This is a genomic window from Stutzerimonas sp. VN223-3, assembly GCF_045999685.1.
GTDB classification, from domain to species: Bacteria; Pseudomonadota; Gammaproteobacteria; order Pseudomonadales; family Pseudomonadaceae; genus Stutzerimonas; species Stutzerimonas stutzeri_AR.
The window spans coordinates 701,147-713,392 of record NZ_RBEC01000002.1; the positions used below are offsets into that span (position 1 = coordinate 701,147).

Here is a 12,246-nt window from a genome sequence, read left to right on the forward strand (position 1 = left end):
TCGAGCGATCAGCAGAGTTCCTTGGCGGGGCGCTATCCGCTGCGCTCGATCAGCTGGCGAACCTTGGATGCAAGCATGTCGATGCTGAAGGGTTTGGCGAGCAGATCCATGCCAGGTGCGAGGAATTCGCCGCGAACCTCAGCGTTCGGTGCATAACCGGAGATGAACAGTACCCTCAGGTCAGGCCGGTGCTGACGGGCGATTTCCGCCAATTGACGGCCGTTTATGCCTGGTAGGCCGATGTCGCTGACTAGCAAATCGATACGCCTGTCGCTCTGCAGAAAGGGCAGCGCGGTGTCGCCGTCCAATGCTTCGAGCACTCGATAGCCGAGCTCCACCAGTACCTCGACTACGAGCATGCGCACCGCGGCTTCATCTTCCACCACCAGCACGGTTTCGTTGGCCTGCGCGCCCTGTGCCGTCACCTCGGTACTTTCGCACTCAACGAGCTGTTCCGGCTGTGCCTGATTGCGCGGTAGCAACAAGGTGATCAGCGTGCCCTGGCCGAGCGTGCTATCGATGCGCACATGGCCGCCGGTCTGCTTGACGAAGCCATATACCATCGACAGTCCTAGACCAGTGCCTTGGCCGATGGGTTTGGTGGTGAAGAACGGATCGAAGGCCTTGGCAGCCACTTCCGCCGGCATGCCGGAGCCAGTGTCCGCCACGCTGAGGACGACGTAATCGCCCGGCTCGGGGCTGTCGGGTTGTGAGCCGTTGATCCGCACACAGTCGGTCTGAATGGTCAGCCGGCCGCCGTCGCTCATGGCATCGCGGGCATTGATCACCAGATTGAGCAGGGCGTTTTCCAGTTGATGAGCATCGGTATAGGCCAACCAGGGTTCCGGTTGTAGGCGGGTCTCGAATTGGATGTGCTCGGCCATGGTACGGCGCAGCATTTCCTCCATCGACTGCACCAGTTGGTTAACGTCCACCGGCTTCGGGTCCAGCGATTGGCGACGGGCGAAGGCCAGCAGGCGGTGGGTCAGGGCTGCGGCGCGGTTGGCCGAGCTGGTGGCGGCATCGACATAGCGGCCGAGATCGTTCACGCGACCGCTGGCGACACGGCGCTGGATCAGATCGAGCGCGCCCAGTACGCCAGTCAGCATGTTGTTGAAATCGTGCGCCAGGCCACCGGTTAGCTGGCCGATGGCTTCCATTTTCTGTGCATGACGCAGGGTTTCCTCGGCACGCTCACGCTCACCCATTTCCAGATGCAGCAGGTGGTTGATTTCCGCCAGCTCGCGTGTGCGCTCGGCGACGCGTCGTTCGAGGTTATCGTTCAGCTCGCGCAGCGCTTCTTCGGCTGCCACCTGAGCGGTGATGTCGGTGTTGGTGCCGAACCAGTGGATGACTTGGCCGAAGTCGTCGCGAATGGGCAGGGCGCGCGAAAGGAACCAGCGATACTGGCCGTCTTTGCCACGCAGTGGGAAGGTTTCCTCCCAGATCGAGCCAATGGCCACGGCGCGCTTCATCGATGCGCTGACCCGCACGTGATGATCGGGGTGATGCACTGACCGCCAGCCCAAGGCGCGCATGGCTTCCAGCGTGGTGCCGGTATAGTCGTACCAGCGCTTGTTGTACCAGTAGATGCGGCCCGCCGGATCGGCCATCCAGGCGAACTGGCTCATGTTGTCGGCGAGGGTACGGAACTGCTCTTCGCTGGCGCGCAGCGCACGTTCGGCACGCATGCGCTCGTCGGCGGTCCAGGCGCGGTCGGCGACTTCGCGGATGAAGGAGATATCTTCCTCAGCCCATTGCCGCGGGTGGTCCTGCAGCAGGATCAAGGCGGCGCTCAAGCGGCCCTGTTCCTGCAGCGGCACACAGACCAGGCTCTGGATGCGCCGCAGCCGAAGGCTTGAGGCCTGCGCGGCGGTGCGGGTGTCGTGCAGCACGTCTTCGACGACCACCAGCTCGTCGTTTTGCAGGTCGTAGATGAAATCACCGTATTCGGCGAAGCACATGCGCTCGCTGTAGTCGCCCAGCGCGCCATCGCTCCAGTAACGCTCGACGGTGGCGTATTGGCCGCCGGGATCGATACTCAGGAAGGCCGCTCGGGTCACGTTCAACGTCATCCCTAGCGCACGCACGGCAGCGGTGACGATGGTGATGCTGTCCGGTTGGCCGCGCAGCAGATCGCCCAACTCCATCAGCACCGATTGGCGCTGCTCGGCCTGCTGGCGTTCTCTGATCTGCTCCTCGAGCAGGGCATTCATGCGCAGCAGTTTCAGTGCCGCGTTGCGCTCGGCGGTGATTTCCCGCGCGGTGCCAAGCAGACGGGCCTTGCCGTCGGCATCGAGCAGGCGGCGGCCTCGGTTGGTCAGCCAGCGGAACTGGTCGATGGCCTCGTCATAGACCCGATAGTCGAGATTAAGCTCGCCGCCACCGACGCCTTCGAGGGCGTTGCGGAACGCGTCGAGCAGAGTGCGCCGATCATCTGCATGCACGCGCGCGAGGAATTCATCGACGGTCAGTTCCGCTTCGTTCGGGGCGACGCCGGCGAGTGCCTTGAGCTGTGCATCCCAATGCAGGGAGTTACGCTCGAAGTCGTATTCCCAGACGCCGATCGAGGCGATTTCGTTGGCCAGGCTGACCCGCTGTTCGGCTTCGAGCAGGGCCTTGCGCGCCCGCGCGCGGTCGGCGGCGGCACGGATGCGTTCGGCCATTTCGCGGACAAGCGAAGTATCCGTCTGGCTCCAGGATCGCGGTCGTTTGCTGCCGAAAAGCAGGAAAGTGCAGTCCGAAGTCTGCTCCAACAGGGGGGCCAACAGCAGGCTTCGATGGCCGAGGTGCTCATGCAGGGCGCCGCAATTATCGCGGCAGCCGGTTTCATCGAGCAGGTCCTCGAAGGGCACGACGAGGCCTTGCGATAGGCGCAGGCGCAGGGCCTGCGCGCAACCGCCGAGCGGGTATGGTCTGGTTCGATCGGCTTTCGTTGCTTGAGGCCACTGCTGTTCGATGATGAAGCTATCGTGCTCGTCGAGATGACCACGGGCAATGCACTCGACGCCGATCAGCTCGGCTAGCCGCTCGGCCATCACATCCGTCAATTCGATGCGATCGCCAGCGTCCTGTAAGTGATCGCTGAGTTCGAGCAGATAGCTCTGCTGCGCTTCGCCGCGGGCCCGTTCGCTGATGTCGGTAAAGGTGCAGATTGCGCCCTGCAGCACCCCGTCGCGGTACAGCGGTGCGACCCGGTACTCCACCGGCAGACTGCTGCCGTCCTGGCGAAAAAACAGCTCGTATTTGATATGTGCCGGCTCGCCAGTCCTGGCGGTACGCTGAATCGGGCAGTCTTGCTCCGCATAGGGCGAACCGTCCGGATGACTATGGTGGATGACTCGGTGCAGCTGGCGGCCCAATACCTGATTCTTGCTGGGAAAGCCGAGCAGCCTGACGAACGCCTCATTGCACAGCGTGACAAGGCCGCCGGTATCGATGGAATAAAAGCCCTCGCTCGCCGAGTCCAACAACCGACGGGTGAACGCCTCGCTCTCGAGCCGCTCGATCTCGGCACGGCGCCGCTCATGTATGTCCTGAGCAACCAGCACCCAGTGCAGCAGCTGCCCGTCGCAGTCGTATACCGGTGCGCCACTGCCCTGGAACCAGCGAGGATCGCCATCGACTCCAAGCAGCGGTACTTCGAAGTTGCCGGGCTTACCGCTTTTCAGTGCACCGCGCCATTGCTGCATTACAGCGTCGCGGTGATCCTGCGCGACCGCTGCCAGCCAGCCCATGCCGGCCGACTCTGCTGCCGACAGGCCGGTGAATTCGCACCAGTAGCGATTGCAGAAAATCAGCGAACCGCCGGCGTCGCATTGCCAGATCACCTGGGGGCTTAGGTCGACCAATGCGCGGTAGCGCTCTTCGGCCTCGCGAACCGTTGCTCGCTCGTGCAGCCGTTCGGTCAGGTCGCGCAGGATTTTGACGAAGCCCTGACGTTGGCCCTGCTCATTCTTGAGCGGCATCAGCACGCCGCTGGCCCAGAATTGGCTGCCATCCTTGCGTCGATGCCAGCGTTCGTCGATCGCCGAGCCGTCTTGGACTGCCGTCTCCATCTCGCCTTCCGGCACGCCTTTGGCGATGTCTTCCTCGGTGAATATCCGGCTGGTATGACGGCCGATGATCTCCTCTTGCCGCCAGCCGAGGATTAGCTCGGCGCCCTGATTCCAGCAACTGATGATGCCTTGGGAATCGGTGGTGAGAATCGCGTAGTCCACCGCGCTGTCGAGGATCTGCCGGTTGCGCTCGTTGTGGTCACGGCTGCGGCGCAGCTCGAGCAACGCCATGACCTGACGGGCCAGCGCCTGCAGGTGCGCCAGCTGCCGCTCCGACAGTTGCCGCGGCTGGTTGTCCATCACGCATAGGATGCCGAGCGGAATACCTTCCGGGGTGCGCAGCACCACAGCGGCATAGAAGCCGGACAGACCATCTGCGGACGGCTCGTCGGCGAGATTCTCGATGACCAGCGGTTGCGAGCAGGTGATCGCGCGGGCGCAGAGCGCTTGATTGAGCGAACCGACGATGTCGTCGACGCCGACGAAGGCCTTGGTCCACTGGCGTTCCTTGTCGATGAATACAATGGCCGCGGCGGAGCTGCCACACAGCTCCGTCGCGAGCAGTGCCAGGTCGTCGAAGGCCTGTTCCGACGAGGTATCGCGAATGCGATAACGGGCTAGCGCTGCCAGTCGGTCAGCTTCGTTCCATGTGTTGACACTGTTTTCGGCGTTCACTTCTGCTCGTCTATCCGTGGCGGCAAGAGGGCGGTGTCCCAGGCGGGAGCACCGGTATGTGGCGGGTGCAATTATCTGCAGGCTGTTGTCGTTGCGAAAGATACCTGGAGCGGAACTTGTAGTAAGTAGACCTCGGTCTACGGGCCGTATGCCAGAGCCGTCGGTCTGGTCGTGAACGGCTGTGGTCCTGGCTGATTTTAGTCCGGTTGGCAGGCCTGCCAGCATCGTTCATCGCAGCGGCTCTTCGAGTAGTTGATGTCGGTCGGCAGCCTGGAGCGCGGCCAGCAGATCGGGGTCGCGGCTGTAGATGTCCGGACGATAGCGCGGCTGACCCGTGCTGTCCGCTTCGGCTGTCCAGTAGGCGAGCAATATCGGCGTCGGCTCGGCCAACCGAAACTCATGGGTCTGGCCTGATTCGAGCAGGCGGGCGAAGCGTTCGCGCTCGCCGTCCGTGATTAACAGGTCGACCAGCTGCATCACCGATTCGACCCGGACACAGCCGGAGCTGAACGCCCGCTGCGAACGGGCGAACAGGCCTTGGCTCGGGGTGTCGTGCAGGTAGATCGAGTAGGGATTGGCGAAGCGAATGACCAGACGACCGAGCGGGTTGTCCGGCCCTGCCGCCTGACGCAGAAGAATGCCGCCGGGGTTGCTCCAGTCGATCTGCGACGGGTCGAGCAGGTTGCCCTGGTAGTCGAGGACCTGCATGTTCTGTTGCGCGAGATAATCCAGGTTCTCGCGGATCTTCGGTAGCTTGTCCTCGCGCTGGATCGTCGGCGGCACTGTCCAGGTTGGGTTGAGCGTAAGCCGGGTGACACTCGACTTGATCGCCGGGGTTTGCCGTGTATCCCGGCCGACCTGGCTTCGCGCCTCCCATTGCGGCCGGTTGTTGCGAAAGTAAATGACACGTCCGCCGGCAATATCCACCAGCAGCGAACGCGCCTCGATATCGCGAGACAACCAGCGAAACCGCTCGAGATTGATCTTCAATTGGTTCAGCCGATCGCTTGGTGTGGCGTTCAGCGCGGCAAGGGTGTCGGCGCCCAGCACCCCGTCGTCCTTCAGTGCATGGCGGCTCTGGAACGCCATGAGCGCATGCTCCATGGATTGGCTATAGAGCGACTCAGGGTCGCCTGCGGAGAGGCTGTCGTCACGCAGATAACCATCGCTAACCAGCCGCTGGCGCAGCAGGGGCACTCGCGGATCCAGCATACCGGGGCGCAAGGTCTTGCCTGGCGGGATCGGCAGCCACTGCGGCGGGTCTTCGGTACGTAGCCGGGAGTGGGCTTTGCGCAGGTTGTGGTACTGCTCAAGGGAAGGGCGCGCCTTGGCGAAGGCTTGCTCGATGTGTTGCAGCCCGTCGTCAGCGATATTCAGCAACTGCGCGTCCGCCTCCTGCTTGGCCGCTGCGTCGGCGCTGCGCCAGACCGGTTCGAGGCGATCCTGCGGCAGGCGGCCATGGGCCAGGTGTTGTAGCGCCAGAAGATAAGCATGGGTGGCGAGCATGTCGCTGCACTCGCGATGCAGCGGCTCGGTCGTGGCGGTCTGCATCGCCCGACGAATGGCTTCGGGGTGGTAGATCGCCGGGTTCAGGCCGTCGTCGACCATCCCGTCGAGTTGGGTGAGCAGTTCGTCGAGCTGCGCGTAAGAGGTCCACAGCGCCTCGAAATGATGTCGGTGGTAGAGCTCGGTTAGCCGTTGCAGAGCGGTTTGGTCGAGATCGGCGAGCGGTTTTCCGCAGGCGCTGGGTAGCATCTCGAGTGCGTTACGGATGGGGCTGATCTGTTCACTGCTGGGCTCTGCCGCTGCCAGCAAGGGCGCAAGCAGCAGGACGCTAAATAGACGAAATGCATGTTTTTTGTACAACGCTTCGCTCCCGGCCATCCCACCGACTGCTAGACTGCGCCGCTGATCCGGCTGCGGCTTCTGGGAAAACCAGGCCCATTCGGGCCCTACAACATGTTCTGTCAGACGTAGTGGGACCGTTTTCGGTCCCGTCTGACCTGTTTCGCTATTGCCTGCTCGGGCCTGGTAGCGAGTATGGGCGTCGGTCGAAAGGGAAGTTCGGCATTGGCGTCGGTGAGGTAGTTCAACACATGATGGTTTCGCTCCGACGCCTCTGCCTTATGGCAGGCCTGCTTTTGTCAGCTCCGCTTCTGGCCGCCAATTCTTCCTCTTCAACCCCTTCGTATCAGCCCCTCGTGGACGATTTGTCCAAGGTGGCGCCAACCTTGAATCTCCAGGTTCTTACCCACGCTGTGGCGGCCATGCAGTGCGCCGTAAACAATGGTGCCAGCCCGGCACAGCGGCTGGCGGTGATCGATTTTTCCCTGCCGTCCTCAAAACGCCGGCTCTGGATCTTTGACCTGCAGCGGGGGCGATTGTTGCTGAAAGATTTCGTCGCGCACGGAATGAAGTCTGGTGAGAACCTCGCTACCCGCTTCTCCAATGTAGTCGGTAGCCATCAATCGAGCATCGGTCTGTTCCGCACCGCCGAAAGCTATAGCGGCAAGCACGGCTACTCGCTGCGCATGGATGGTCTCGAGCCCGGCGTGAACGATCTGGCCCGCGAACGCGCCATCGTCATTCACCCGGCCGATTACGTGAATCCTGCCTGGATCGCCACCCAGGGCCGCATCGGCCGCAGCCAGGGCTGCCCGGCGGTCCGCCCGGAAGTGGCACGGATGGTGGTCGATAGCCTCAAGGGTGGGCAGTTCATGTTTTCCTGGTATCCGGATCAACAATGGCTGCGGTCATCGGCGTACCTGAATTGCGAGCCATCGCGGGTCGCGGGGATATTGGCGGCGAGGCAGGGGTGACTCAGCGGCGAGGCTGGTAGGGTCGAATTCGTTCGACTTTCGCAAAGCTCGGCCGAATGAATTCGGCCCTACGGTGACGGCAAGACGGCGAACGAAGCGCCCGTCTGGCGTAGGGTGGATCACGCTACATCGATCCATCGGGTGGCGATCCACCGGGGCGGAGTCTCGGTGGATGTAAAAAGCGACATCCACCCTACGATTTGTCCAGCCTCCAGCCTCCAGCCTCCAGCCTCCAGCCTCCAGCTGCTTACTTTTGTTCACTCTGCGGTGTCACCCGCAGCACTTCTTCCAAGGTTGTCAGCCCTGCCGCAATTTTCTGCGCGCCGGACAGGCGAAGGCTGTGCATGCCGTCCTTGAACGCCTGGCGGCGCAGGGCGATGAGGTCGGTGTCAGCGGTAATCAGCGGCTTGATCGCATCGTTGAGCAGCATGATCTCGTAAACGCCCGCACGTCCTCGATAGCCGGTATCGCGGCACTCGATACAGCCGACCGCCTGTTGCGCATGGCTCGGCAGCGGCGCGTTCCAGGGCTTGGTCAGAGCTTGCCAGTCATCCGCGTCGAGCTGTATCGGCGCCTTGCAGTGCGGGCATAGCGTACGCACCAGGCGCTGGGCCATCACGCCGAGCAAGGTGGCGCGCAACAGATAATGCGGCACGCCCAGTTCCAGTAAGCGAGTAATGGCACTCGGCGCGTCGTTGGTGTGCAGGGTGGACAACACGAGGTGCCCGGTCAGCGCTGCCTGTATCGCCATCTCCGCGGTTTCCAGGTCGCGGATCTCGCCGACCATGATGATGTCCGGGTCTTGGCGCATCAGCGCGCGCACGCCACTGGCGAATGTCAGGTCGATGTTGTGTTGCACCTGCATCTGGTTGAAGGCGCCCTCGATCATCTCGATCGGATCTTCGATGGTGCAGACGTTCACTTCCGGCGTCGCCAGTTGCTTGAGCGTGGTGTAAAGCGTCGTGGTCTTGCCCGAGCCGGTGGGGCCGGTGACCAGGATGATGCCGTTGGGCTGGCCGGTCATGCTTTGCCAGCGACGCAGATCCTCGGCGGAAAAGCCCAGCTGGTCGAAGCCCTTGAGCAACACGTCCGGGTCGAAGATTCGCATCACCATTTTCTCGCCGAAAGCAGTCGGCAAGGTCGACAGCCGCAGCTCCACTTCGCCGCCATCCGGGGTTTTGGTCTTGACCCGGCCGTCCTGCGGCTTGCGCTTCTCGGCGACATTCATCCGACCCAGGGTCTTCAGCCGGCTGACCACCGCCATCGCCACTTGCGGCGGGAATTGATAGACGTTGTGCAATACGCCATCGATGCGAAAGCGCACCGTACCCTGCTCGCGCCGCGGCTCGATGTGGATGTCGCTGGCGCGCTGGTCGAACGCGTACTGGAACAGCCAGTCGACGATGTTCACCACATGCGCGTCGTTGGCGTCCGGCTCCTGGTCGCTGGCGCCGAGGTTGAGCAATTGCTCGAAATTGCCGGCGCCGCTGACCTTCTGGTCGTTGGCCGAAGCGCCGCTGACCGACTTGGCCAGCCGGTAGAACTCCACGGTGAAACGCTGCAGGTCCACCGGGTTGACCACCACCCGCTTGATCGGCCGCTTCAGTACGTGAGTGAGGTTCGCTTCCCAGCTTTTTACGAAGGGCTGGCTGCTGGCGATGGTCACCGCCGAGCTGTCCACTGCTACGGCGAGGATCTTGTGCCGCTGGGCGAACGCATAGGACATTAACGGGGTGACGGCTGCGACGTTGATCTTCAGCGGGTCGATGCGCAAATAGGGCTGCCCGGCCCGCTCGGCGAGCCAAGCGGTAAGCGTTTCCAGGTCGAGCTTCTTGCCCGGGCGCGTCAAGTCATCGAATTGCTGCGCGGCGAGAAACTCCAACGGATGCTGCTGGCTGGCCGCCGTGCTGCGTCGCAAGGTCAGGCACTGCTCGGCTGTCTCCTGGAGCAGGCGCCCCTCGGCGACCAGGTCGCGCAGCAGGTCGTTGAGGTCGAGGAAGCGATCCTGAGCAGCTGAGTTCAATACGGACATGGGCTCTTCGGTCGTGGCTGGAGCGAAGGTCAAGCTTGCCGCGAAACGTGCGTTCTGTCTCTCTAGCAGTTCAGCTTTGCGGATTCGTCGGTGCGTCGCCGATGAATGACGGCACCCGAGGGATGCCGAATCGGAGACAGGAGTTTCGTGGGGTGGGCCGGGTGGCGTTCCGCTTCAGCCCACCAGAATCGCGGCGGGCCTGTAACAGGCAGGCGAGGCTTTGGTACCGGCAGCGTGTGCGAACAGTGGTGGGCTAAAGCCCACCCTACGCTTTGGCCCCCACACAGTTTCGTAGGGTGGGCTTCAGCCCACCAAACCGGGCCGGCGGGCAGGTCAAGCCAGGTAGGGTGGGCTTTAGCCCACAAGAGACGGGGGCATAGGTCAGGTGCCGATAAGGGCGCTTTACGATAAACGGTGGGCTAAAGCGGAACGCCGCCCGGCCCACCCTACGCTTAGCGCCAGTCTCTAGCGCTACGCCTTCTTGAGCAACTGCTTCCAGGGTTTGAGCGTCCACACCGTGCGGGCTTGTTCGATGCGTGCTTCGAGCAGCTCGTCGCTCAGCGGCTGCTGAGCCAAGTCGTAGAGCTTGGCCAACTCTCCATAGAGACGATCGGCTTCCGGCAATTCCAACGTCGTGCGGGCCAGATGCAGCCAGACCAGCAGCCGCTCCATGCGCGGACGCTGCTCCGCCAGGTCCTCCGGTTGCTGCTGGTAGCGTTGCAGCTGCAGTGCCTCGGCTTCTTCGCCCAGATGGCGTGGCAGCCAGTTGCCCAGCTCGGCAGCGCCCTGGCGATTACCGCGGTTGTTACGTTCAGCGGTCCAGCCACGTTGAAGCAGCCACAGCGATGCTGTCAGCGAAAACAGGCCCCAGCGCGGCTGCTGGAGTTCGCTGATGAATTCGGCCGGTGCGGCCTGGCGAATGGTTTCGTCGTCCTGGCCGGCTTCGATGCGCGGGCGCCAATCCTGAATCAGCGCGTCAAGTTGTTCGCGCAGCTCGCGACTAGTAGCTCGCGGTGCGGCCTGGCCGAGGCTGCCGAGCAGGGCGCGAAGCTCGACGAGCTGCTGCAGCCAATCTCCGAGTAGTTTCCAGTGACCATTGAAGCGATATTGCTCGGCCAACCGTTGGCTATTGCCCAGCAGCTGCCAGGCCAGCGCGGCGAAGGCGTCATCCAGCGGCATCGTCGCCTCGAGCTGCGGTGACGGCAGGCTCAGCGAGTAGCTGCCGGCGTCATACAGCCGGTAGCCGCGCTCGGCCTTGCTGATGTCGCAGGGCATCAGCGGCAGGTCAGCAGCAAGTTCGGCTGCCAATTCCAGCAGCGCGTCGGGTTCGCCCTGACGCAACTCCAGCTCCAATTCGCAGATTTCCTCGCTCTGCTTGCCGACCACGACCTTGCCCAAATCCAGCGCCGCCTCGATGACCACCTTCGACTTGCCTCGCCCCCAGGCTATTTCGGCCTTCTCGCGGACGAAATCGGTAGTGAAGATCGGCTTCAGGGTCTTCTTGTCCAGCTCGGCAAGGCTGACCGGCCAGCAGTCGTCGGCGAGCTTCTTCACGTCGAGCTTGGCCTTTTCCAGGTACCAGTCCCACTCGTTACGCTCGGAGAGGCCGGCGACACTCTGACCGCGGCTCTTGAGGGTCTGAATGAACTGCTCGCCGTCGCGGCGTAGGCGCAGTGCGACCTTGGCCTGAGCAAGTTCGCGCTCGGGTGTGTCGAAGTACTGGTTGAACAGTTCGTGCCGCTGCCAGCCGCTCTTGTTGCGTTTTTTCAGCAGCGGATGGTCACGCAGCGCCGCAAGCGTTTCGCGACTGACGCGCAGTTTGATTTCAGTTTCTTTCTGCATGGTGCCGAGATGATGCCTATGTTTGAGTGTGACCGTTGTCACGCGGTAGCGGCCCTTTGAGGTCATCCGTATACTTGCCGCCTTCTGAAGCCGGGGTGTTCCCTATGCCAATCAATCCTTTCGTCAGCCTGTTCGGCCGTTCGCCAATCGGTCCGATGCAACAGCATATGGCCAAGTCCCACGAATGTGCCGCCAACTTGGTGCCGCTGTTCCAGGCCATTACGGCAGAAGACTGGGAACGGGTCGAGCAGATCCAGAAAGAGATGGCCCAACTGGAAAACGAGGCCGACAAGCTCAAGAAGAGCGTGCGTCAACACCTGCCGAAAAGCCTGTTTTTGCCGGTGCCGCGCTCGGATCTGCTGGAGCTGCTGAGTGTACAGGACAAAATTGCCAACCGCGCCAAGGACATTGCCGGGTTGATGCTGGGTCGCTGCATGACCGTACCGCCGGCCATGCAGCCTGAAATGCTGGCCTTTGTGCAGCGCAGTGTGGATGCCAGCTGTCAGGCCTTGAAGGCGCTCAAGGAGCTGGATTCGCTGCTGGAAACCGGCTTCAGCGGTCGCGAAGCCACGTTGGTGGAAAGCATGGTCGAAGAAATCGGCGAAATCGAACGTGAGACCGACCGCATGCAAATCACGGTGCGCCGTGCGCTGTTCAAGCTGGAAAAGGAATTGCCGCCGGTAGACGTAATGTTCCTCTACAAGATCATCGAATGGATCGGTGATGTGGCCGACCGCGCCGAGCGCGTCGGCAACCGTCTGGAACAACTGCTGGCGCGCTGAGGCGCCAGATCCTTTCTGGGTCCCAAAGGTAATTTTTT

Annotated in this window: 6 protein-coding genes; 2 read left to right on the forward strand and 4 right to left on the reverse strand. The window is 62.5% G+C overall.

All coding sequences use genetic code 11. From position 1 onward, the window contains the following. Positions 1-32: 32 nt before the first annotated feature. Positions 33-4,733 (reverse strand): PAS domain S-box protein, encoded by a 4,701-nt coding sequence (locus tag D7241_RS12105; protein WP_408101732.1) that lies wholly within the window; start codon positions 4,731-4,733, stop codon positions 33-35. A 228-nt stretch (positions 4,734-4,961) separates the two neighbouring features. Beyond that, positions 4,962-6,599: a murein L,D-transpeptidase gene (locus tag D7241_RS12110; protein ID WP_408101733.1), complete on the reverse strand. Its 1,638-nt coding sequence runs from the start codon at positions 6,597-6,599 to the stop codon at positions 4,962-4,964. A 230-nt stretch (positions 6,600-6,829) separates the two neighbouring features. Here D7241_RS12110 and D7241_RS12115 point away from each other — a divergent pair, with 230 nt between their 5' ends. Further along, on the forward strand, positions 6,830-7,552 hold the full coding sequence (locus tag D7241_RS12115; protein WP_408101734.1) for a murein L,D-transpeptidase catalytic domain family protein: 723 nt from the start codon (positions 6,830-6,832) through the stop codon (positions 7,550-7,552). A gap of 247 nt (positions 7,553-7,799) precedes the next feature. Here D7241_RS12115 and D7241_RS12120 read toward each other — a convergent pair whose 3' ends face one another. Continuing rightward, positions 7,800-9,584, reverse strand: coding sequence for a GspE/PulE family protein (locus D7241_RS12120; RefSeq protein WP_408101735.1), 1,785 nt, complete (start codon positions 9,582-9,584; stop codon positions 7,800-7,802). Positions 9,585-10,055: 471 nt separating this feature from the next. After that, on the reverse strand, positions 10,056-11,426 hold the full coding sequence (locus tag D7241_RS12125) for an inorganic triphosphatase (protein ID WP_408101736.1): 1,371 nt from the start codon (positions 11,424-11,426) through the stop codon (positions 10,056-10,058). 104 nt (positions 11,427-11,530) lie between these two features. Between D7241_RS12125 and D7241_RS12130 the strand changes: the two genes are divergently transcribed. Continuing rightward, positions 11,531-12,208, forward strand: coding sequence for a TIGR00153 family protein (locus D7241_RS12130; RefSeq protein WP_255982653.1), 678 nt, complete (start codon positions 11,531-11,533; stop codon positions 12,206-12,208). Positions 12,209-12,246 lie beyond the last annotated feature (38 nt).

What these genes read in the sequence shown, in the direction of transcription:
- D7241_RS12115 (WP_408101734.1), top strand. Translation starts at nt 6,830, where the DNA reads ATGATGGTTTCGCTCCGACGCCTCTGCCTTATGGCAGGCCTGCTTTTG.
- D7241_RS12120 (WP_408101735.1), bottom strand. Translation starts at nt 9,584, where the DNA reads ATGTCCGTATTGAACTCAGCTGCTCAGGATCGCTTCCTCGACCTCAAC.
- D7241_RS12125 (WP_408101736.1), bottom strand. Translation starts at nt 11,426, where the DNA reads ATGCAGAAAGAAACTGAAATCAAACTGCGCGTCAGTCGCGAAACGCTT.
- D7241_RS12130 (WP_255982653.1), top strand. Translation starts at nt 11,531, where the DNA reads ATGCCAATCAATCCTTTCGTCAGCCTGTTCGGCCGTTCGCCAATCGGT.